Genomic DNA, 23,167 nt, shown 5'->3' on the forward strand with positions numbered 1-23,167 from the left:
TTAAATTATGGAAGATCAGAAAAATTATAGTATAAAAAACTTTCTTGATAAAGATATTATAGATATAATCCATAAAAAAGAAATTATTAAATGGTCAAAGTATGAGAAAAAAAAATATGACCAATATTTAAATATACTTTATCCAATACTCAATAAAATCCATAAGCTGAATCATGGAAAGCAATTTTGGGATATTTTATTGGGACCATTCTTATTATTTCATATTCCATTTTGCTGCAGATATTATTATTCAAAACTACAAAAAAAAAATAGATTTAAAAAAATATCAAAAAACAAGATAAAAATACTTCATACAAAAAGTTATTATGTTCCTGAAAATACAAAGGATCATAGAGAGTATTTTCAATATTCTGATGCAGGTCAGAATCAATTATTTTCACAACTGATAATAAATTTTAATAAGAAAAATTATGATTTATTCAAAAAAAAAAAAGAAGAAATAATCATTAATAGAGATATAATTAAGGAAAAAATAATTAAATTGAGACAATATTTATCAATTAAGATCTTTCAGCCAAAACTTTTAGTTACAGGGGCTTATATGCCAGCAAAATTTATATCACAACTGAAATTAAGACATAAAAGAAATATCTCTTTTATAAAATTTTATATTCCTATTTTTTTCAATAAAGATATTTTTTGGTTAGAAAGAAATGAAATCTCAACTTTGAAAAGTAGAAATAATTTTGATAAATTTTTTCTTTCTACTTTAAAGTTTTCATTACCTAAATCTCTATTAGAAAATTTTAATTACAATTATTCTTATTCAAAAAACTTTTTAGATAATTTTAAAAAACTTAAATTTATACTAAATGAAAACATGACAGAAGATAATCTTTTTTTAATAGCAAGTGCCACAATTAAAAGAATAAAAACTATATATGTTGAGCATAATTATATACAACACCAATTTATTGGAAATACTATCGACTATATAAAAAATAAATTTGATTTTTTTCTTACTAATGGATGGAAAGTAAAAAAAAAAACATTATATCAGCAGGGAGTTATTTTTTTCCAAACGAGTTAAAAAAGACAATTTATAACAATAAAAAGAAAATATTATTCATCTCAGGCCCCACTCATAAAAGAACCCCTTATACTTGTTCCGCTCATGACTCTCATGATGAAACGAATAGAAATGCATTTGTCAAGGTTACAAAAGATTTTTTTAATAATTTAGACAATGAAATTCTATCAAATATGAAAATTAGATTACATCCAAATAAATTGAATCGACATGATTCTTACAAAAAAATGTTTAAATCTAAGGCTAAAAAAGTTAAAATAATAAATCATTCAAAAGAAACATTTAACCACAATTTATTAAATTCTGATTTTGTTGTTAATAACTATTTAGGTACTCCTCATTTGCAATCACTCTGCATGAATAAACCAACACTAATTATATATAATCCAAAAGCTTATTTTTTAAATTCTGATAACCGTAATTTTTATGATGATTTATTTAAAGCAAATATTATGCATAAAGATCCAATTCAGGCAGCTAAATTTATTAAAAAAATTTGGAAAGACCCAGATCGATGGTGGCAAAGTAAAAGAACACAGTCTCTTAGAAAAAGGTTTTTAGACAGAAATATTAAAGATAGCTTTTATTTAGAAAGTAAAATAAAAAAACTTTTAAATTAGCTTAATTTTAAATGAAAAATAAATTAATAGATCATAAAATCAATAAATGAATTGTCCGGTTTGTAATAAATCTAATTTAAAACAGAAATATAAGTACGAAAAAAGAAATGAGAAGTTTTTAGACAATAATCAATTTATCAACTTTAATAATAAAATATTAACATGTGAAGATTGTGATCTAAGTTTTAATTCTGATGTATCTATTAAAGACTTAGATCATTTTTACTCAAAAATTAATATTATTGATAAACAAAAAAAAATTATTAGACAAAAATTTTCAGAGTTTAATTCCAGATTTTTTTCTCAAGTTTTATATTATCTACAATTTTTCAAAATTAAAAAAAATTGTTCAATATTAGAAATAGGACCAAATCGATATGGGATATCTAAAACAATTAAGATATTTGAAAAAGAAATTAATTATTATTACTTTGATGCTGCAACTATAGAACCAGAAAACAAAGTGGTAAAACTTGGTGATTATTATTATCCTTTGAAATCAAAGTTACCAAAACTAGATTTAATTTGGATGAGTCACTCTCTCGAACATTTACACCCAGAATTATTAGTAGCAACATTTAGACATTTTCATGAGTCATTAGATAATGATGGAAAGATTTTTATTGAAATTCCAGATGAATTAAATCCGTTACTTAAGATAATCATACCTCACACATTATTCTTTACCAAACAATCAATTTATAAAGTTTTTGATAAATTGGGTTTTTCTATATCTTCTTACACTGAAATTAACAATAAAAATGAAAAAGATAATCTTATAGAAAACAATTTTAATGATTCATTTAAAAAAAATAAATTTGATTTGAAGAAAAATTATTTCGTTCAAGCAGTCTATTTATTTGTACAAAAATTAGTTCCTGATAAAATAGTGAAAAAGTATGTTTTAAAAAACTTTATTAAAAATGGACCTTATACAAATGAAAAAATAATAAGAATTATTCTTAAAAAGAAGTAATATACTAAGATGTACAAAATTTTAAAAAATTTAATACCGAAACAAACTTGTCTAGACTGTCAAGAAGAACTCATTTCAAAATCAAAAAATAAAGAAGTTGAAGAGAAAATTGCAGAAAATAAAAAAATTTTATTAAAAAGATTATCACATAATGAAATAATAGAAATAGATAATGTTAATAAAATGATTTTTAACAATAAATTAATTGAAAAAATTAAAGAGAATATTGGTGATTTTTATTTCATAAATAACATTGCGGCAACAATTAATGGATTTTCAAGTGTATCTCATAGAGATGGACAATCTTTTGGATTTAATTATGAGGGTATAAAAAAAAGTTCTAAAATATTTAAAATTCTTTTTTATTTTAATGGAAATAATCAAAAAATTGACAATGGATTAGATGTTAATTTATTTGATATTAATTTAAAAAATATTTTTTTTAATAAAAAATTATATATGAAACTTAATTTTTATTATGAGTATTATTTTAGAAAAAAAATGATGAAAACTTTACGACTTAACCTAGGAGATGTTATTATTATGGATAGCAATACTTGGCATAGAGCCACTCCCCAAGACAATTTAAACTCTGAGGCTAGTAAATTTAAGTGCCATAAAATATTACTAGATTTCGAAGTAGTAACTGAGGAGAATTTAGCTATAGAATATGCAAATCATGTTAGAAAAAATTTTTTAAAAGAAAAAAATATTCCAAATAACTTAACAAATAATATATTCAACGAACATTTAAATAAGGCTGGAATTAAAACTATAAATGTTTGATAAGTGATTATTAAGTTAATTTACTTATTTATCTAAGTATAATTTTATTTTTTAAATGTTACACGTAAATGGTTTGAGCATTTTTGCTTATCTACAACGGATTGCATAATTGTGATTTCTTTTTCTAAGTGCTTTGTATATAAAAAACCATCTTGATATTCTTTCATTAAAAAAAAATCAATTAAATCCAATCCAAAAGTTTCAAACTTTATTATTTTAAAATTTGTTATTTTACTAATATGTTCTAAAACGGATTTAGAAAAAAAATTCAAATGATAAAATGGTTGTATTAAATTCTGTTTATCGTGCATCAATTCAAAACCTAAGGATTTTATATTAGGAGTATAAAAAATTAAGAGAGCACCTTTTTTCATTTTTTTGTAAATGTCTTTTAAGGTCTTAATAGGATCAACAAAGTGTTCAATTACATCAAACATGACAACTAAGTCAAATTGATTATCCTCTAATTTTTCAATGCCTCCAAAAGTAACGTCTAATGAAAGCTTTTTTGCATTCTGAACTAAATTTTTATTATATTCTATTCCAGAACATGGCACTTTTTTTTTAGATAAATAAGTTAAAAAATCTCCCTGCCCAAAACCAACTTCTAAAACTTTTTTTTTCTTATTTTTAAAATTTTGATAGTAACAGTAATCAAATCTTGTTTTGATTAATTTTAAATTTCTATATTTTTTATCATTTGTCTCATTAAGTGATAAATTTGTTTGGTCGTAATTTTTGTATATTTAATTTATCATCTTTCCTAAAATCTTTATAAAAATTCTTTCCTCTAAATTTATGAGTTTTAAAATGATTTATTTCATAATTTTTTTTTTTAAAAACTTCATAGATTAATATTATTAGCGAGCAAAATGTTATCCAATTTTATTTATAAAATAATTTAAATTTTTAAAATTAGCATCAAGATTTAATACTCTTTTTAAAAAATTATTTCTCAAGTTATTTTTTTTAATATTTTCTAATAATTTCAGATACTTATTAATAACTTCTTTTTTTCCAAAGATTATCTCAAAGTAAATATAATCTTTTTCTTTTTTAATATTTTTAAAATAAATATTAAAGTTTTTTTTTGGTATTATATTTATGAATTCTTTTATAGAGGGATAATGCAGTTTATAACCAGTACTTAATTGTTTAATTTTTTTATTTTTACATATAGAAAAATCAAACGACCCACACTCTGCATTATTAAAAACATACTTTAATAAGCTTATATTTTTTTTTTCATAAAGTAAAGTAACACCTTTGGAAAAAAAAGTAGATTTGTTAATTGATTTATAGTTGGGCGTGCTAAACACCTTTAATTTATAGCCTTTATAAAAGTTACTACAAAAAAAATTAAACATCTTAGAGATATCATTTCCAACCCAACTTATTTTTTTTAAATTTATTTTTTTGTCAAATATCCTAGAAAAAACTTTCATGAAATATATCTTTTCAAATAAAGTTTGACCAAACTCATAAAATCTTCTTTTATTTGAAGAACAAATTAATAAAAAGTTTATAAAATTAATTTTTAAATCTTTTACATGATGAATATTTTTATGCAAATTTTTTAAGTTATTTTTATTCTTAAATAAGTTTAAGATATAAAGATCTTTAAAATATCTTGACATCATATAAGCATCATACATATCCCCAGTTTTTTTTTGATATATAACTTTTTTATCTCGTATTATTGAACCGAATTCTATATACGTTTTTAAAGACATAATTTACTTACGAATTTTATATTTCTTTTTATTTAAAACTATAGACCTTAGAACTGGATGTATAACATGATAAGCAGTCGAGGAGATGTTTTTTTTAACATTAGTTTTTTTTAATTTTTTGATAAAAAGAACAATATTATTTGCTCTTATTTCGTTATCATATTCTTTATCAATTAATTTTAAATTTTTTGGCACCATATATTTCTTTATCATTACAATTTTACCAGAATCTATTTTTTCATTTAGAACAATCGTTGAACAATAAATTTTTTTTTCTTTTAACAAAGAATAGTAAATAGTAGTACTTCCCTTGTATTCTGGAAGTTTACCAGGATGAGCATGAACTATATTTTTGGCTTTTAATAATTTTTTTTTTTTAATTATTATACCCGGATATCCAGAATATATTATGATTTTAGAGCCTATTTTTAATAAATATGATGAGACTTCTTTATTTATAGTTTTGGTATTAAATTTTTTAATATGAGTGGACTTAAAGTAAAAAATTTTTTTTTTTAAAAATTTAGCAAAATAATTATTTGATAAATCGTCAAGATGAACAATATTTTTAGGTTTTAGATTATTTTTTTTTAGATATTTAAGATAACAAATAGATCTTGCAGAATTACTAACTAAAATTGCAAATTTAGTTTGCATACATTATCTTTTTAATTATTAATTTTTCTAATAATATCAGCTTTGATAAAAGTAAATAATTGCATTTATATATATCTTTTTCATTTAAAGTAACTTTATCTATGATCTTTAGTATACAATTTATTTTTTGAAATTTATTAAGAATTCTACTTTGATAAATCAATAATCCCAAATAACAGTATGTTGAAGTACTTGTTTCTTTTTCAGATAATTTTTTAAAACTTGTATTATATTTTTTTTTAAGTTTTAAATTGACTTCAAATTTTTTATGGAATAACAAAATTTTTCTTTCTTTATTTTTATTATATTTGTTTTCATACAAATCTTTAATTTGGTTAAATGTTAAGTCATTTTTTTTGATTTTATTATTAACCGTCTGTTTTATAATAATTTTTTTTGATAAATTATTTCTATGACTTTTATATAAAATAATAAAATTTTTTTGAAAATTAGTAGAATTTCTATAATTTTTTTTTAAACTGATTGTTATTAAATCTTTATAATTTTTCATTTAATTTAGTATAAATTTTTTTCAAATTTTTTTTGAAAAGCGTATTAAAATTGTTTTTTATAACTATGTCTGATTTATATGGTATTGGAAATAAAATATCCCTCCCAACAACATTTTTTTTATTTGAGTAAATATTTTTGTTATTCTTTCTTTCTATTAATTTTGAATTAGCTTTAATAAAAATTTGTAAATAATTAGTAAATATCTTTCTATTTTTTCTTTGATGTGACTTAAATAAAGATATAAGTGAACATATGACAAGGTACTTTTTGTCTTCGTACTTTTTACAATGCTTTTGAATTCTTAAGGAATTTTTTCGTCTGTCATTTAATGAATATCCTAAATCTCTTGAATATTTTTTTCTAAACTTATCTCCATCTACCCATAATAATCTTTTATGTTTTTCTTTACAGATTTGAGCCAAGTGTTTTGCAAAATATGTTTTGCCTACCCCAGATTTTCCAATTATCCAAACGACCATTTAAATAAATAACTTTGTTGCCACTTTGATATCTTTATGTGTATCTATTTCAAACCAGTAATCTGAGTATTTCTTTATTTTAATTTTCAAAATTTTATTTTTTATGCACAAATCAAGAAAGCTCGTCATATCAATTTTTTTATTTTTTAATTTTTTATAATATAAACTCATGTTCTTAAATGTTTTACAGTCTAATTTGAAAATTCCCATATATTGATATTTTGGAAGTTTTTTTTGAATTTTGTTACCAATACTTGTTATATTTTTTTTGTAGACAGTAAGATCCTCAGCATCGCTTAAAATCATCTTTTTATTCATTCTCTTTCTCCAATACCATAGCCAGTTAGTATTTACTGGCATTACATTGCCTTTGTTGGAAAAAATTTTTGAAATACTTTTTTTAAATAGAATATCACCATAGCAAATAACAACATCATTAGTTATATATTTAGTTGCTAGAAACATGCTATGAACCATATTTGTACTCTTATAATTATGATTTTTAATCTCAAAGAAATTATTTTTTATAATATAATCTTTTAAAGATTTGGATCTATATCCTGTAATTATGATTTTTTTTTCAAATTTTCTAAAAAAACCAATTTGATGTTCAAAAAGAGACAAGTTACTTATTTTAGTTAAACATTTTGGTAATTTTCTAAATTTGATTGGAAGTCTGGAGCCACGACCAGCTGCTAAATAAATTAACTTCATATATTTTTGAATATTTTTTTTCCTAGTAGGTCAATTTTTTTTTGTCTTTCAGGGTGCCAAACTATTCCATAAATTTTTTTATTCTTTATTTTAAATAGTTCAATTGATTTATCATCAGCTAGAGCAAGTATCTCAGCTTTTTTTGAAATTTTTTGTATTTTATAGTTGTGATGTGAAATAATTGTAGCTGAGGTATTTTCATAAAATATTTTATGAGTCCCAACATGTGAATTAGTTTTTTTAAATTTACCATTATATTTAGATGCAATAAAATGAGCCCCATGACATATTCCTATGATTGGTAAGTTGCTTTTTAAGGCCTGAGAAAAATAAAAGTTGTTGAGCTTATTTCTCATATAATTATTTTTTAATTTTTTATGAGATATCAAATCATTTCCTCCTGAAATTATTAAAATATCAAATTTTTCTTTTATGTTAACATTGAATAAAGTTTTAATTTTTGTTCGAGGAAAAATTTTCTTTAGAAAAGATATTAATTTAATTTCTAAAGAAAATTCAAATTGATCTTTGTGTTTTTCAGTAATTTTTGGAATAATACCAATTATCATTGTATAATATTTAACATATTATTTTCACAATCTAATAAAATTTTTTTAGAATTTATAATTTCTTTATATTTTTTTTCCCCAATACCTATTGCAGCAGGCAAATTTAGTTCATTACATCTAATAGACATATGTGAATTTATGCCTCCAAACTTAGTAATCAATCCTTTAATCTTGTGCGAAAAAATATAATCATATCCTGGATCAGCATTTTCGATTACTACAATTTTATTTTTTAAATCAATTTTATTATTTTTATTAAGAATTACTATATCTTCAGATATTTTATCAGATCCAATAAAATTAATTTTATTTTCCGTCTCTTTAAAAAAATATATATCGTTTTTATTTGTTATTACCTCAGGTAACTTTATAAATTTATTTTCCTTGTAATCTTTTTTATTTATCTTAATTTCTGATTTCAATTTATCTTGGATATTGTGATTAGAAAGATTGTAATATAAATCTTTTATCGTTTTAATATTTATAAATGCAAGATCTTGATTTTTAATATTGATTCTTCTTCCTAGTAATTTTAAGTGTTTAAATATGTAGTCAATATTTTTAGTAAAAACAAATTTTGAATATTCTCTTTGTTGAGTACTTTCTCTTATAAAATTTATCAAATCATTAAAATTAATATTCAACTCTGAATCTTTTATGAATTTATTGATTTTATTTTTTTGTTTTGTTGTAAATTTAAATACTGATTTATTTATTTCAGATGAAAATGAAGAAAGATTGAAATAATTTTTATAGTTTTCTGCATAATTCTTCGACTCTATATCGTAAGTATTTGGTCTTATATGACCATATCTAGTTTTAAATTTTTTTGGACTGATTTTATTAACGTTACTATTTATTTCTGTAGATATAGTTTTTATAGATTTTAAAAAAGACTCAAGCTCTTTTTTTGTAAGAATTTTTGTATTCACAAATGAATTAAGAATATCTCTTGATATAAATGCGCACCTTGCAAGTCCTGCAAATGGAAGGGTTCCATATCTCTTACAGTCTTCAATCAACCAATAAATCTTTTCAATATTATACATTCCAGATTTTTTAATTTTATTAAGATTTGTTTTTAAAATTGAAATCTTATTTTTATCAATTTTAAAATTGTTGATAGCTATTTGATTTATATTTTTTAAAGATTTTATAATTTTTTTTATCTCTTTCGCAGAAAAATTATTTTTAAGATCATTTTTAATTTTTTGATTAGTATCTGCTGTAAAGCAGGTATAAACTATACCAAACTCTATTTTATCATGTAGATAAATATTTTTTTTAAATTTATTCATATAAAAATTTATAAGTTTAGATGTAATTTTATTTTCAAGTTTACGTGGTATCCAGGAATTAAAATCAACCCTCAAATCAATATAGGGAATTCCAAAAAAAATAACCATTAGTTGATTAGAGGAAATATTTCTAAATCCATAATTAGATCTTTGTTCTGACCAAACTTTATCAGTAATTAGCTCTTGATATAAAGAAAGAGATAATGCTTTTGGCTTTAGTCCAATCATTTCTGCTGGGTTCCAATCTGGCATAACACCAAATGCAGTGGAAGTACCCTCAAGGTCGTGATGGGGATTTTGAAGTTTTTCTATTTTTTTTTCTAATCTTGTCAACATTTTATTAATATTTTGAATAGGTTGTTTAACTTTAGATTTTTTAATTACCAAAGGACGTAGCTGCAGTAAAAATATATTATTTCTTTTATCAACTGCAAATTCTAAATCTAAGAATTTTGCCTTGCTCATAGACTCAAGTTCAAAAGTAAGATCAATTAGTTTTTTTAAAAATTTTTCTGTAGGTTTATTTGTGGAGTATTTGTAAAAAACAAAATTTTTTGTATTTTTTTTACCAGATGTTACAACATCAGTTTGTTTACCTTCAGAATAATTTATTAGTATATATGGTGCACAATTTTCTTTATTCACGTTAGTTAAAACACCAGAAAACTTGATATTAGTAGTCATTTCTTGAACTAAAATTTCATTTTTTTTAATTTTTTTATCTTTTTTGTATGAAGATATTACGAGATCTATTTTTTCTTCAATAGTTTTGAAATCTAAAGCATGAATGTTTAAAAAAGACTGGTATTTACCAGCATTGGAAGTTTTATAATTATCTTCGTTAAGAGAAGAAGATCTAATAGCAATTTTATTATTAAATTTATTCATAATTGTATTTATAAAAAAATTCTTTCTTTTTTTATAAGAGCCCACATTAAAAAAAATAAATTTTGGTATTTTTGCATTTTTAAGTTTTAATGCAGATAAAGTCTGTGCTTTTGATTTAAATAGTGCCATAAGTTAAGTATTTTTATATAAGATATAAAAAATATATATATTGCAATATATTATCAATAAATATAAATAATGTTTTTAATTAGGCTAAACTTTATTTAATAACCTTTAATTAAAATTGTTTAGTTAAAAGAATGAACAAATTTTTTACACCTTCAGCTAATAATAATTTAATAATATGGGCAATATCGCTTCTATGTTTTCCATTTTCTAAGCTGTTGGCGACAGTTAAAATTTCACCAAATTTTATAACAATTTTATCTTTTATACTAATGATAATCAGCTGTTTTTTTCTTGTTAAGAGTAATTTACTCTTATTTTCATTAAGTTTTATTTTTAGTATGTTTTTGGATTTTTGTGATGGACAAGTAGCAAGAATATTAAAAAAAAGTAATAACACTAAATTTAGATTTGATCATTTCTCAGATGTAGTAAAAATTTCAATTATTTATCTTACATTTGGCATGTTATTTAATGATCTTAATTCATGGATTTTCTTTTTTATAAGTCATTTATTGTTTTTCTTTAACACTTATCTTCATAGCAGCACCGTTAATGCTGAAAAATTTCAAAGTAAACTTGCTGGAAAAAACAAAAAAAAATTTATTTTTTTCAAATATTTTGAACTTAATATTTTTGTGGCTGTGTATAAAATAACAATTCCAATAATTACAACATTTAACTCACATAGCTTATTTTTAATACTATTAATCTTGGTAGATATTAAGATTGCATATATAGTTTTCCTTTACTTTAATTTTATCTTTATTTTAAGAATATTAAAAAATTCAAACAAGTTGTTAAATATAAAAAAATAGAACAATTTTAAAATAAATAAAATGTCAATTATTAAAAATAATAAATCAAAAATACCAAATCTTTTTGAAATTTTGAATTTTAAAGAAAAGCTATCACTGATATTTCTATTTGTAATATCAGTAGGTGTAATAATGATAGAATTAGTTGCGCTTACAAGTATACCTGTATTATTTTCACAATTATTAGATTTTAAAACTGATAATAAAATTATAGATGCTATTATCGATAAGATATCAAAAAATTCTACTAATAATTTTTCGCTTGTAATATATGGAATAATAATTATTTTTTTTTTCAGGTCTTTGTTTTTATATTTTGCCAAAATTTTTGAATTTATAGTTTATAAAAGAATAAGATTAAGATTATCGAAAGCCCTCCTTGGAAACTTTTTAGGTTCAAATTTACTGGAAATACAAAAAGATACTCCAGCTACTAAAATCTGGAAAATGGAAATTCTGAACAATTTGATTGGAGTTATGGACAATATTGTGACATTAATTAAAAATATTTGTTTTATCTCTGTTATTTTTATATTTTTTTTATCATATCTAGGTAGTGAAATTAGTTATTTTTTTGGAACATTATTATTTTTTACAGGGATTTTTTATTTATTTTTTGCCAACCTCATAAAAAAAACTGGAGCACGAACACAATTAGCTGCAAAAAATAGAATTAATACTCTTCAAAATATTATGAATGGTATTAAAGACATATTTATTTTAAACAAATTTGAATTTTTTAAAGAAAAATTCAAAAATTTTAATACAGAGTATGAAAAAAACGCTCAAAAGAATATTATTATTAATAATTTTCCAGTCTTTTTTATAGAATTTATTGGCGTAATATTTATTTGTTTATTTACTTTAAGATTACATAATTCTGGTCTATCTGTTGAAAAAATCATCTCAATAATTGGAGTTTTGGCTTATGGAGGGTTAAGATTAATCGCGGTAATTAAAGGATGTTTAATACAGTTTAATGGATATAAAACTCATTCTTTTGTTATTAGCGTAGTGCTTAATGAGCTCAGAAAAAGAGTTAATGATAATTATAATGATAACATTGAGTATAAAGATTTAGATAATGTTGAAAATTTGATAGAAATTAAAAATCTTAAGTTTGCATATGATAAGAATAAAACTTTAATTCAAAATACTAATATTTCTTTTAAAAAAAATAAACTTTACGCCCTTTTAGGAGAAAGTGGGACTGGAAAATCAACATTTTTAGACTTAATATTAGGAATTTATGAATCAAATAAGGAGACAATTAAAATTAATTGTCTAAGAGAAAAAGTTGGTTATATACCTCAAGAATCCTATATATCAAGTGGATCCATTAAAGAAAATATTGCTTTTGGAGTAAAGGAGAGCGAGATAGATGAAGGAAAAATTAACAATTGTATGAAGATGGCAAAAATATATGATTTTGTTAATTCTCTTCCAAAAAAAATAGACTCCACCTTGGAAATTTTTGGAACAAATATTTCTATAGGGCAAAAACAGAGAATAGGTATTGCAAGAGCGCTATATTTTGACCCAAAAATAATATTAATGGATGAACCAACCAGTGCATTAGACTCTGCCACTGAAAAGAATTTTATTGATACCTTAAAAGAAATTAAATTAGGACGATTAATAATTATGACAACACATAAAAAAAATTTTATGAAAGATTTTGATTACATTCTTAAAATAGAAGATGGAGAAATTAAGCAATTTTGATATATATTTTATATCTTTTATAATACTTCAGTTGCTGTTTAAATTATTTTTAATAAATAAGTTACAATCAATTATATTTCTAAATTTTTTTCTATCGCTTGAAACAAGAATGTATTTTTTTTTTGAAGTCTTTTTTATTATAAATTTCTTGATCCTATATAAGAATAAAAAACTTTTTTTTAATTGATCAATTAATAAGAGTGGAATTAAAAAAAACATTAGAATGACTCTAGAAAGTCTATTTTTTTTAAGTTCTAAACTTATGATCATATTAAATTCCTTAAGATTCAAATTGATTTTAGATCTATAGTTATAATATAAATTTATTTTATAAAACTGTATGCAGCTACTTGCATACACTAAATATTTTATAAAATTACTTTTCCATTTATTATTAATGTATGGATGATCTATTACACATTCAAAAAAATATATAGAAGATAAACCAATTTGATGAAGTTTTTCAGATATATCTCCACTTAACTTTAAATTAGGATTTATAAAATCAAATTTATCAAGACTTATATCTTTGTTAGTTTTATCCTCATAAATTTTTGTACTTCGACCAGTAGATAATTTTGAAGTCCCAGCCCAAAAAATTGGTTCATTTATTTGTAAATATTTTTTTGTTTCATATAAAATTGATATCATTGAATAATAATCGGGAACTACTGAGTGAAAAAAAAAATTATTTGATTTTTTTTTTATTTTATCTAGTAAAGATTTTTTAACTAAGCCACTAGTGTAAATCATAGGTAAATCTGTTCTCAAATAGATACCAGATAAAGAAAATAGTAAAGACATCATAGAATTTTTCATCTTTGATTTTTCGTTGAAATTTTGGTAATCACAAACTCTATCTCCGTATAGATCCTCAACACCATCCCAGTAATAAAAAGCTGGTTTTGTGTGTATTGCTTCCACATCATAAAATTTATCTAAATATTTATCTACTTTTTCAAAAAAATTTGGCAATATACCGTCATCATCTCCCAAAATTGTTATCCACTCTCCACGCGCATATTTTAACAAAAATTCATAATTTTTAGTTTGAGTTAATTTAATTGGTGGTTTTATTATATTTACCCTTTTATCATTAATTTGAGATAAAAGCTTATTTGTGTCGTCTGTAGAATAATCATCTGAAATTATCAATTCAAAATTTTCATATTTAGAGCTAAGAACACTTTCTATCGTGAAGGCAAGATATTTTGCTTTATTATAGGTTGGGAGTAAAATTGAATACTTAATAGGTCTATTGTTAATCATTTAAACTATACACTCTTTTCAATTAGAAAATATTTTGTTCACAATCATATTGCAAGAAATATTCTTTTATAGATTTATTTCATTTAAAAACAATGTAAACTTCAATCTTAATTAAACCTAAATTTAAATAGTGATATATAAATTTTAGATTAGCTCCACAGTAAAAACTGCATAAGATATTTTTAAGATGAATCATAATTAAAATTTAAATTCTAACTAATTTATTTTAGTTGTTAACACAGAAATTGTATATAAATAATGTAGCTTTAATTGATTAAATTTAAGATATAAAATATGAAAAAAAAAATTTTATTCATTCTTAACACTTATGAATTTATGTCTCGCTTAACTAATAAGAACCAGTCTATTAAAAAAAATTACACGATGTTCAATAATCATGACAAAGCTTGGACTAATTATTTTTATAATAATTTAAAAAAAAATTATTATGTAGAAAAAGATTATCCAAATTTTAACAAGAGTCTTTTAGGAGATAAAAATTACTTAACCTCACTTGAAGAAAAAATTAATAAGTTTAAACCAGATTTAATTTTTTCAAGCATTGATGATATCAACATAGAAAAAATAATTAACAAATTCAAAAAAATAAAAAAAATTATTTGGATATCATACAAAATAGATAAAAAAAAAATTTTAAGTCTTAAAAAAACATACAATTTTTTAATATCTGGCAATCAATTAATATTAAAACGAGCTAAAGAAATAGATTTTTCTACATTTGAATTGTTAATTTCAAATGAAAATGTAATAGATTTAAATGAAAAAAATTATCAAAAAAGAAATAATGCATTATATTTTGCTGGTTCTTTGGGTAGTGATTTTACATATAGACTCGACAGTTTATTATCTTTAAAAAAAAACTATAATCTAAAGTTACGAGTTAGAAATTTAGTCGAAAAATATAGAATACTTAATCTATTAAATGGAATTTTGTTAACTTTTTTACCTAACTTAGCTAAATATCTTTTTAAAAAAAAGTTTTTACCAATATCTAATGAATTAAAATTTATTAATGAAGATGAAATATTTGGAAAATCAATGCTAACGGAACTCAAGAAATATAAATTTTGTATAAATATTCACTCTGATTTTGATCAAAATAATAATATCAATGCTAGAGTTTTTGAAGCTTTAGCTTGTGGTTGTTTACTATTCACCGATGAAAATAAATTTATGAAAAATTTTTTTTTAGGAAATAAGCATGTTATTTATTTTAAATCAAAAGATGATTTGAGAGAAAAAGTTAACTATTATTTACTAAATCCTAAAGCAGCATATAAGATTGCTAAAAATGGTAATCAACTATTTATTAAAAAACATCAAAGTAAAGTTAGAATAAAAGAATTTAAAAAAATTATAAGAAGTATTATAGTATGAAAGAAACTCTAACATGAAAAAATATTTAATTACAGGTGGTAATGGGAGATTTGCAACAAAATTAAAAAAAATTCTCAAAGATAAAAAAAATTTTATTTTTTTTGATAAGAAAAATTTTGACATAACTGATAGAAAACAAATTAGTTTCGTTTTAAATAAATACAAACCAAATTCTGTTATACATTTGGCTGGTTTATCTAGACCCATGGTATCACATGAAAAAAATATTCAAAAAAGTATAACTTTAAACATTTTGGGTACAGGTAATATTGTACTTGAGTGTGAAAAGAGAAATATTAAGGTTATATATTTTTCAACAAATTATGTTTATCCTGGTAAGAAAGGTAACTATGATGAAGATTCACCTCTCTTGCCAATGAATAATTATGCCTGGTCCAAATTAGGTGGAGAAGCAGCTGTGCAAATGTATAGAAATTCCTTAATTTTAAGAATAGCAATGACTGAGAAACCCTGGGTTCACCCTTTTGCATTCAGTAATCTTAAAATTAATTTTCTTTATCATGATGAGGTTACAAAATTATTACCTAAAATTTTAGAAAAAAAAGGCATTATAAACTTAGGGGGTAATGAAAACTCAATTTTTAAATTTGCAAAAAAAACTAATAATAAAGTTCGTAAAACTTTATATTCTAAAAAAACAAGCAATGTAGTAATGCCACAAAATTCTTCTATCAATATTAGTAAATTAAAAAAAATATTAAAAACTAAATAACTATTCTTTTATAAGAAGTTTTTCCTAAATAAGCATTTATTAGACCTGATGATTTATTAAAATAAATAGTTTTTTTTCTATTGTTTAAAAAATAGAATATTAAGAATTTAATAACAGATGTAATTAAATCAGGGACTGTATTTTTGTAAGCCGAATAAGTGGAGTAGTTTTTTCTGTAGTAGTAAAATTTCGACCACATATAGTGCCAATGTTTATTCGCTTCTATTTCCAAACTATTTTTTAGGTTAACTGATTTACCCCCAAGGTGACTAACTTTTAGTTTGGGTAATACATAAATTTTATGACCTTTATTATAAGCCCTCAAACAAAAATCTGTTTCTTCATAATATAGAAATATTTTTTCATCAAATTTCCCAACTTTTTTAACATTTTTCATATTAAAAAATAAAAATTGTCCATGAACTAATTTCATTAAATTAAAATCTTTAAATTTATTACTTTTATTTGAAAAAAATTCTTTTTTATAGAAAGATCTTTCATGCTGTGGTGCCAATATTGTAAAATCTTTTATTATGTCTGCAATATCTAAAAACTTATCTATAATTTTTGAACCAAAATTTACATCAGAGTCCATATAGATCGCATATTTTGTCTTTATATTTCTAAAACCCTCGTTAATGCCACCGGTTTGCCCCGTATTATACTTACTTATTATTACTCTTATATTGCTGAATTTTTTTTCAAAATAATTTTTTAACCCTTTTTCATTTGCATTATCTATAATAATTATCTTAATTTTAGAGTCTAATTTTTTAACTATTTTAAAAATAGTTTTTTTAGAATAATATGAAACAAAAAAAATTGTTAAATTTTTATAATGCTTCATTTTTTATAAAGATGATATTTTAATTTTTTTAAGAGTTTCTCTTATATCACTTGCAATCTTTGAATCCAATCTTAGTCCTAATTTTTTTATTTTTTCACTACTGGTCATAAATGAATTTTGTTGTAAAATTTTTCCTTTAACAAATCTAATCTTTATTTTAATTTTTTCTTTTTTAATTAAATTAAGTATTTGTAGAACAGTTTTATTTTCTGATACAACATTAAATATTTCACATGGAAAGTAATTTTTTTGGATTATGTAATTTATTACTTTATTTGCATCATTAAGACTAAGATAAGGCCGATATAGATTCAATGCCTGACCCCAAATAGGAATTTTTAAGTTCATTATAGCATTAAAACAAAACTTATTTACTGCTGTATGAAATCTCATACCTTCTGAATATCCACTAATAGTGCCAAATCTAAGGCTAATATAGCTAATTTTTTTCTGTTTTTTTAATATGTTTTCTTCTTTTAATTTTATTTCTGCGTAGGGGCTTTGAGGTATAAGTTTTTTTTCTGTTTCATCCACAGTATTTTTTTGAGATCCATACACACTTGTAGAGGAGATATGGATCAGTTTTACCTTATTTCTTTCACAATAAATTACTATATTTTTAAAACAGCCCATATTATTAGACATCACATGCTGTTTTTCTGCCAAACTTTTTTCTGCATTCGTGAGAGATGCAAGGTGTAATGCAATATTTGTCTTAGGTAATTTTTTAATAATTGCCTTATTTGTTAAGTCACCATAAATAAATTTTATTTTTTCATTTTTAAGATTAAATAAAACATTGAATCTTTGATTTTCTATATTATCTATCAAATATATTTTTTTTATTTTTTTTATTTTAACAAGTCGGCTGATAAGGTAACTTCCAATATGACCAAGCCCACCAGTAATAAGTATTTTCATTTTGATATTATTTTCTTAAAATTATTGAATTCTGAAATATATTCTTTTTTATCATACTCATAATTACACAATGTTAATAATGAGTCTTCATCGTTTTTAAAATTTATTTTGATCCAGTTGTAGGTAGGAATATATAAAGCTTCTTTCTTTTTTAAATCTAAATTAAATATTTTTTTATATCTATAACTTATAATTTCAATTTTAATATTTCCTCTCAGGGGAATAACAATCTGAGAACATTTTTTATGAGCATGGTCTGCTCTGTGAAATTTTTCTTTACCATATAATAAAAAAAATCTTTTTAATCTGAATTTTTTTGGAAATGATTTATTTATATAAAAAGGAACTAATGTTCCATTAAACTCAGGATAGATAGAATATTTTATAATTGTTGGTTTTTTTATTTTCATGAATTATTTCTTTTAAATAAATCTTTAAAAGAAGGATGCTTTTTGTCTCTTATTGAAAGTATTGGTTTTTTAATTTTCCAATTAATTTTTAAGTATTTATCGTTATAGGCTAACCCTCTTTCATGTTCAGGGTATCTGTATTCAGAAAGGTGATATAGAAGAATATTTTCTTTGCCTAAAAAACCAATACCATGAGCATAGTTGTTTGGTACATAAAGTAATAAACCTGGTTTTAAATCAAATTTGTATATTTTCCCAAAATTTTTTGATTTCTTGTCTATGTTTACACAAATGTCAATTGCTCTACCTTTTAGAACTGAAAGTATTTTAGATTGTTTTTTTTTATCTTGATAGTGAAGACCTCTAATAACATTTTTTTTAGAGCATGACATTGCCGTAAATTTACAATTAAATTTTATTTTTTTTTTAAGAAAGAGTTCTTTAAAAAAGCCTCTATTGTCAGGATAAATAGTTGTTTTAATTATAAATGGTTTCATTTTAAATTTTAAATAATATAAATAATAGTTTAATAATAATTAAATTAATATATCAGTATAAGATAAATTAATAGTATGTCAGTAAATTTTACAAATCTTTATCAATTAATACCAGAAAAAAAAAGAATATTTAAAAAGATTAATTCTTTAATTAAGAATTCTAAATTTATAGGTGGTATAGAATTAAAAAATTTTGAAAAAAAATTTTCAAAGTTTGTTGGTACCAAATATTGTATAGGAGTCGGAAATGGTACTGACGCTCTTGAAATAGCTGTAAAATCTTTAAACCTTAAAAAAGGTTCTGAAATAATTGTTCCAAATAATACATGGGTCTCTACTGCAGAGGCTGTATTAAACAATGGGTATAAAGTAGTTTTTTGTGATGTAAATTTAGATGATTACTCAATCTGTACTGATAACTTAAAAAACAAAATTAGCTCCAAAACGTCTGCAATTATGGTTGTTCATCTTTATGGAAACCCATCTAATATAACTACAATTAAAAAATTGATTAAAGGAAAATCAATTAAAATCATAGAAGATTGTGCACAAGCCCATGGTACAAAATTTTTAAATAAACATGTAGGGACATTTGGTGATGTTGCAACATTTAGTTTTTTTCCAGGCAAAAATCTAGGAGCATTTGGTGATGGAGGGGCTATTGTTACTAATTCAAAAAAAGTATTTGAGTATTGTTTAAGATCAAGAAATCATGGTTCCTTAAGTAAATATGATCATAAATTTTCTGGAAGGAATTCCAGGCTAGATACTATCCAAGCAGCTGTATTAAATATAAAACTAGAAAAATACAATGAAAGTAACTCAAGAAGAAGAATATTGGCTAAAATTTATTTTGATAACTTAAAACATATTGACTCAATCAGATTATTTAATTTAAGTAAGGGAAATACCTCATCCTTTCATCAATTTGTTATTAGAACTAAATTTAGAGATAAACTTAAAGAATTCTTAAAAAAAAGAAAAGTAGATACCATGATTCATTATCCTTATATGCTGAGTGAGCTTAAATTTTTTAAAAATACAAAAAAGTTAAAAAAAAGTCATAATTTAGGATCGTATATTTTAAGTTTACCTATTTCTGAAGAGCACAGTAAAACAGAAATTAATTATGTTTGTAAATGCATTAATGATTTTTTTAAAAAATAAATATTTAATTAATAAATGAAAATTTTAATAACTGGTGCACTAGGATTTATTAATTTTCATTTAGCTTTAAAATTTCTCAAAAATAAAAAAAATATGGATATTAAAATTATATAATCTTATGACTAATAGTTATTATTTAAAGAAAATAGAACTTAAAAAAAAAAATTTTTTAAAAATTGGTAGAAACTGTAAAATATCCAACCTAGTCACTTTTATAGGTGAAAAAAATATATCTATAGGTAACAATGTAAGAATAGATGATTTCTGTATTATTAATGGACTTGAGGGGTTTGTAGTAATTGGCGACGATACACATATTAATTCATTTTGTTATTTGCTTGGTGCAGCTGGAATAAATATTGGAAAAGATTGTGATATATCTCAAGGTGTAAAGATATATTCAAAATCTGATGATTACAAAAAAATTATCAAGAAACGAATATACAAAAAAATTGATATCTCAAATAATGTTATAATTGGCTCAAATAGTATTTTACTTCCAGGAGCAACTTTGGGTGAAAATTCTAGGATTGGTGCACTTACAATTGTTAATAAAATTATCAAAAAAAATATTCTCTTTTATGGAAAGATACAAAAAAAATTATCTTAATTTTTTTTAAAGAACTCTAATATTTTTTTAATTACAAATTCTTGTTCATCAATTTTTAATTCATAAGATGAAGGAAGAGATAAACCAGTATCATAAATTTTTTTTGAAACATTAAATTTTTTATTTAAATTTTTAATATTTTTATTATTTTTATAACATGGCTGCATATTTAGTGGGTAAAAAATGTCCCTTGTTTGAATCTTATGCTTTATAAGGTGTGCTTTTAATTTTTCTTTATTTTTAACAAAAATGTTTGAAAACCAATAAACAGGCACGTTTCCATCTACTTTTTTCATAAATGATATTTCTGGATTTACAGAAAGTTTTTTTTTGTATTCTTTATAAATCTCTTCTTTTTTATTTAGTATTTTTTTTAATTTTTTAACTTGTATATTTCCGATAGCTGCTTGTAATTCGGTAAACATGAAATTAAATCCAATTGTAGCATGTTTAAAAATACCTTTTTTAAGTCTTCCATGATTTTTAATTTGGTAGACCTTGTCTCTAAGTTTTTTACTTTTTGTTAATACAATTCCACCCTCACCAGTAGTTATAATCTTATTTCCATAAAAAGAAAAACCACCCATTAAGCCCAATGTTCCCAATAATTTTTTATTATATGTAGAATATATTGATTGAGCAGCATCTTCTATAATTGGAATCTTTTTTATCTTGGAAATTTTGATCAATTGCCTCATATCACAACAATGTCCATATAGATGGACAGGTATAATTGCTTTTGTTTTATTGTTTATATTTTTTTTTAAATCATTAAGGTCTAAGCTCAAGTTTTCTTGACTTACTTCACACAAAACTGGATTAGCACCACACATCAATACTGCATTTAAAGTTGCAACAAATGTTAAATTGGGGACGATCACTTCATCATTTTTTCCTATATTTAATGCCTTTAAGCATGCAAAAATACCACAGGTCCAATTAGAAATTGCAATTGCATGTGAAACTTTAAAATTCTTTTGAAAATATTTTTCAAATTTTTCTGTTTCTTTGCTTTCTGTAAGATACTTTTTTTGTACTATTTTCTTTATATAATTTGCTTCATCAGAATTTATCCAAGGTTGTATTTGGGTAATTTTCATTAATTAAAGATTGTCTAGGACTTTATTTAAAACATTAGAAACATAAATAAGATCATTTTTTTTAGTTTTTAGTGAATTAACACCTATGTAAAAACCTCTATCTTCTACATCTTGACAGTTTTTTAATTTTATATTTTCTTTATTTAAACCAAAAAGCTTTATTGCTGGTTGATTCAAAAAGTTACCACTTATTATTGGCCTTGTTTCTATCCCGTTAATTTCAAGCAATTTAACAATTTTTTGTTTATGCTTTTTTAGTTTTTGCGATACCAACATGGGTATTCCAAACCAATTACATTCAACATTTTTTGAACTTTCTATAAAGTGTATCTTATGGTTATTTCGTTTTATATTCTTAAAAGTTTTAATAATTACTGATCTATTATAAATTCTATTCTTTTTTAGAAAATTAATTTTTTTTAACTGCTGATGAGCTATTGCTGCTTGGATTTCTAAAGCTCTTACATTAAACCCATAATTTATGAAAATAAACCTAGGATCAATTTTAGGGTATTTTTTTACATATTTATTATGATCATCACCATCTCTCGACCAACCGTGTGCTCTTAGTGATTTTAGTAAATTATAATCTTTTTTATTATTGCAAATAACCATACCACCTTCCCCAGAAGATATTTGATGAGAATAATAAAATGAAAATGTTCCAAAATCACCAAATGTGCCCAAGTTCTTATTTTTTAATTTTGATCCTAGCGATTCACAAGTATCTTCAATTAGAATTAATTTTCTTAATTTAGCTATTTTTTTTATTTCCGATACATCTGAAGAATTTCCCAAAACATGAACACAAAAAATAACCTTAGTCTTTTTTGTTACTTTTTTTTTTAAATCATTAATATCTATATTTAGTGTTAATGGATCTATATCGACAAAAACTGGTTTAAGTCCAAATTGTATAAGAGGCCATAATGATGTAGACCAACAAATACCAGGTATCAAAACTTCATCACCTCTCTTGAATTTATTTGTTCTTATTGGATTGCAACTTGCTGCTGTAGCTAATAAATTAGCTGAGGATCCTGAGTTTACCATGACAGCATACTTAGCACCAATATACTTAGCAAATGCTTTTTCGAAATTAACAGTTAATTTTGACATCGTGATTTGACCAGACTTTAAAACAGAAATACCTTTTTGGATATCGTCTTTATATAATCTTGGGGTGATAAGTGGATATCTAAATTGTTTAAAGGTTTTTAACATTTTTATAAGATTTACAAATGATAGATAAATATATTTTA

25 protein-coding genes are annotated in these 23,167 nt (G+C 22.6%); 10 read left to right on the forward strand and 15 right to left on the reverse strand.

Annotation, left to right across the window (positions count from 1 at the left end):
* The first annotated feature begins 7 nt into the window (after window positions 1-7).
* Genes ABXT55_RS00695 through ABXT55_RS00710 form a run of 4 tightly spaced genes read left to right on the forward strand, consistent with a single transcriptional unit; the run spans window position 8 to window position 3,433 of the window.
* Window positions 8-1,051, forward strand: coding sequence for a hypothetical protein (locus tag ABXT55_RS00695; RefSeq protein WP_415284849.1), 1,044 nt, complete (start codon window positions 8-10; stop codon window positions 1,049-1,051).
* On the forward strand, window positions 991-1,671 hold the full coding sequence (locus tag ABXT55_RS00700; RefSeq protein ID WP_415284850.1) for a hypothetical protein: 681 nt from the start codon (window positions 991-993) through the stop codon (window positions 1,669-1,671). The genes ABXT55_RS00695 and ABXT55_RS00700 overlap by 61 nt, the downstream gene beginning before the upstream one ends.
* 46 nt (window positions 1,672-1,717) lie before the next feature.
* The gene (locus ABXT55_RS00705) at window positions 1,718-2,647 is read left to right on the forward strand and encodes a hypothetical protein (protein WP_415284851.1); all 930 of its coding nucleotides are present in this window, start codon (window positions 1,718-1,720) and stop codon (window positions 2,645-2,647) included.
* Window positions 2,648-2,656: 9 nt separating this feature from the next.
* Window positions 2,657-3,433, forward strand: a complete 777-nt coding sequence (locus ABXT55_RS00710; protein WP_415284852.1) for a hypothetical protein — start codon at window positions 2,657-2,659, stop codon at window positions 3,431-3,433.
* Window positions 3,434-3,477: 44 nt separating this feature from the next.
* Here the strand turns inward: ABXT55_RS00710 and ABXT55_RS00715 are convergent, their stop codons facing one another.
* The 8 genes from ABXT55_RS00715 to ABXT55_RS00750 form a co-directional block, all read right to left on the reverse strand.
* Window positions 3,478-4,179 (reverse strand): class I SAM-dependent methyltransferase, encoded by a 702-nt coding sequence (locus ABXT55_RS00715; RefSeq protein WP_415285441.1) that lies wholly within the window; start codon window positions 4,177-4,179, stop codon window positions 3,478-3,480.
* A 129-nt stretch (window positions 4,180-4,308) separates the two neighbouring features.
* Window positions 4,309-5,166 carry a hypothetical protein gene (locus ABXT55_RS00720; protein WP_415284853.1) on the reverse strand — a complete coding sequence of 286 codons (858 nt, stop codon included), beginning with the start codon at window positions 5,164-5,166 and terminating at the stop codon, window positions 4,309-4,311.
* Between the two features lie 3 nt (window positions 5,167-5,169).
* Window positions 5,170-5,823 carry a formyltransferase family protein gene (locus ABXT55_RS00725; RefSeq protein WP_415284854.1) on the reverse strand — a complete coding sequence of 218 codons (654 nt, stop codon included), beginning with the start codon at window positions 5,821-5,823 and terminating at the stop codon, window positions 5,170-5,172.
* Window positions 5,813-6,334 (reverse strand): hypothetical protein, encoded by a 522-nt coding sequence (locus ABXT55_RS00730; protein ID WP_415284855.1) that lies wholly within the window; start codon window positions 6,332-6,334, stop codon window positions 5,813-5,815. Before ABXT55_RS00730 ends, ABXT55_RS00725 begins: the two co-directional genes overlap by 11 nt.
* Window positions 6,321-6,815 (reverse strand): adenylyl-sulfate kinase, encoded by a 495-nt coding sequence (locus ABXT55_RS00735; protein ID WP_415284856.1) that lies wholly within the window; start codon window positions 6,813-6,815, stop codon window positions 6,321-6,323. The genes ABXT55_RS00730 and ABXT55_RS00735 overlap by 14 nt, the downstream gene beginning before the upstream one ends.
* Entirely contained in the window at window positions 6,816-7,529 is a 714-nt protein-coding gene (locus ABXT55_RS00740; RefSeq protein ID WP_415284857.1) for a sugar phosphate nucleotidyltransferase, read from the reverse strand.
* Window positions 7,526-8,098: a gamma-glutamyl-gamma-aminobutyrate hydrolase family protein gene (locus tag ABXT55_RS00745; RefSeq protein ID WP_415284858.1), complete on the reverse strand. Its 573-nt coding sequence runs from the start codon at window positions 8,096-8,098 to the stop codon at window positions 7,526-7,528. The genes ABXT55_RS00740 and ABXT55_RS00745 overlap by 4 nt, the downstream gene beginning before the upstream one ends.
* Complete coding sequence (locus ABXT55_RS00750) at window positions 8,095-10,413, reverse strand: PEP/pyruvate-binding domain-containing protein (RefSeq protein WP_415284859.1); 2,319 nt, start codon at window positions 10,411-10,413, stop codon at window positions 8,095-8,097. The genes ABXT55_RS00745 and ABXT55_RS00750 overlap by 4 nt, the downstream gene beginning before the upstream one ends.
* Window positions 10,414-10,544: 131 nt before the next feature.
* Here ABXT55_RS00750 and ABXT55_RS00755 point away from each other — a divergent pair, with 131 nt between their 5' ends.
* A complete protein-coding gene (locus ABXT55_RS00755) occupies window positions 10,545-11,228 on the forward strand; it encodes a CDP-alcohol phosphatidyltransferase family protein (RefSeq protein ID WP_415284860.1) in 684 nt (227 codons plus the stop codon).
* Between the two features lie 21 nt (window positions 11,229-11,249).
* Complete coding sequence (locus tag ABXT55_RS00760; protein WP_415284861.1) at window positions 11,250-12,953, forward strand: ATP-binding cassette domain-containing protein; 1,704 nt, start codon at window positions 11,250-11,252, stop codon at window positions 12,951-12,953.
* 27 nt (window positions 12,954-12,980) lie between these two features.
* Here the strand turns inward: ABXT55_RS00760 and ABXT55_RS00765 are convergent, their stop codons facing one another.
* The gene (locus ABXT55_RS00765) at window positions 12,981-14,222 is read right to left on the reverse strand and encodes a glycosyltransferase family 2 protein (protein WP_415284862.1); all 1,242 of its coding nucleotides are present in this window, start codon (window positions 14,220-14,222) and stop codon (window positions 12,981-12,983) included.
* Window positions 14,223-14,516: 294 nt separating this feature from the next.
* Here ABXT55_RS00765 and ABXT55_RS00770 point away from each other — a divergent pair, with 294 nt between their 5' ends.
* Both ABXT55_RS00770 and ABXT55_RS00775 read left to right on the forward strand, forming a co-directional pair.
* A complete protein-coding gene (locus ABXT55_RS00770) occupies window positions 14,517-15,620 on the forward strand; it encodes a glycosyltransferase (protein ID WP_415284863.1) in 1,104 nt (367 codons plus the stop codon).
* 13 nt (window positions 15,621-15,633) lie between these two features.
* Window positions 15,634-16,353 (forward strand): sugar nucleotide-binding protein, encoded by a 720-nt coding sequence (locus tag ABXT55_RS00775; protein ID WP_415284864.1) that lies wholly within the window; start codon window positions 15,634-15,636, stop codon window positions 16,351-16,353.
* On the opposite strand, the gene ABXT55_RS00780 is transcribed toward ABXT55_RS00775, so the two are convergent.
* The 4 genes from ABXT55_RS00780 to ABXT55_RS00795 are packed head-to-tail and all read right to left on the reverse strand — an operon-like array spanning window position 16,346 to window position 19,028.
* Window positions 16,346-17,200 (reverse strand): glycosyltransferase family 2 protein, encoded by an 855-nt coding sequence (locus ABXT55_RS00780; protein WP_415284865.1) that lies wholly within the window; start codon window positions 17,198-17,200, stop codon window positions 16,346-16,348. The two genes, ABXT55_RS00775 and ABXT55_RS00780, sit on opposite strands and share 8 nt — an antisense overlap.
* Before the next feature lie 3 nt (window positions 17,201-17,203).
* Window positions 17,204-18,121, reverse strand: a complete 918-nt coding sequence (locus ABXT55_RS00785) for an SDR family oxidoreductase (RefSeq protein ID WP_415284866.1) — start codon at window positions 18,119-18,121, stop codon at window positions 17,204-17,206.
* Window positions 18,118-18,531, reverse strand: a complete 414-nt coding sequence (locus ABXT55_RS00790) for a sugar 3,4-ketoisomerase (RefSeq protein WP_415284867.1) — start codon at window positions 18,529-18,531, stop codon at window positions 18,118-18,120. Before ABXT55_RS00790 ends, ABXT55_RS00785 begins: the two co-directional genes overlap by 4 nt.
* Window positions 18,528-19,028: a dTDP-4-dehydrorhamnose 3,5-epimerase family protein gene (locus tag ABXT55_RS00795; RefSeq protein ID WP_415284868.1), complete on the reverse strand. Its 501-nt coding sequence runs from the start codon at window positions 19,026-19,028 to the stop codon at window positions 18,528-18,530. Before ABXT55_RS00795 ends, ABXT55_RS00790 begins: the two co-directional genes overlap by 4 nt.
* A gap of 75 nt (window positions 19,029-19,103) precedes the next feature.
* Between ABXT55_RS00795 and ABXT55_RS00800 the strand changes: the two genes are divergently transcribed.
* Both ABXT55_RS00800 and ABXT55_RS00805 read left to right on the forward strand, forming a co-directional pair.
* Entirely contained in the window at window positions 19,104-20,195 is a 1,092-nt protein-coding gene (locus ABXT55_RS00800) for a DegT/DnrJ/EryC1/StrS family aminotransferase (protein ID WP_415284869.1), read from the forward strand.
* A 118-nt stretch (window positions 20,196-20,313) separates the two neighbouring features.
* Window positions 20,314-20,805, forward strand: a complete 492-nt coding sequence (locus ABXT55_RS00805) for an acyltransferase (RefSeq protein ID WP_415284870.1) — start codon at window positions 20,314-20,316, stop codon at window positions 20,803-20,805.
* Here ABXT55_RS00805 and ABXT55_RS00810 read toward each other — a convergent pair.
* A complete protein-coding gene (locus ABXT55_RS00810; protein WP_415284871.1) occupies window positions 20,802-21,905 on the reverse strand; it encodes a DegT/DnrJ/EryC1/StrS family aminotransferase in 1,104 nt (367 codons plus the stop codon). The genes ABXT55_RS00805 and ABXT55_RS00810 overlap by 4 nt on opposite strands.
* Before the next feature lie 3 nt (window positions 21,906-21,908).
* Window positions 21,909-23,129, reverse strand: a complete 1,221-nt coding sequence (locus tag ABXT55_RS00815; protein ID WP_415284872.1) for a DegT/DnrJ/EryC1/StrS family aminotransferase — start codon at window positions 23,127-23,129, stop codon at window positions 21,909-21,911.
* Window positions 23,130-23,167 lie beyond the last annotated feature (38 nt).

Source organism: Candidatus Pelagibacter sp. Uisw_130 (assembly GCF_047722505.1).
Taxonomy (GTDB): Bacteria; Pseudomonadota; Alphaproteobacteria; order Pelagibacterales; family Pelagibacteraceae; genus Pelagibacter.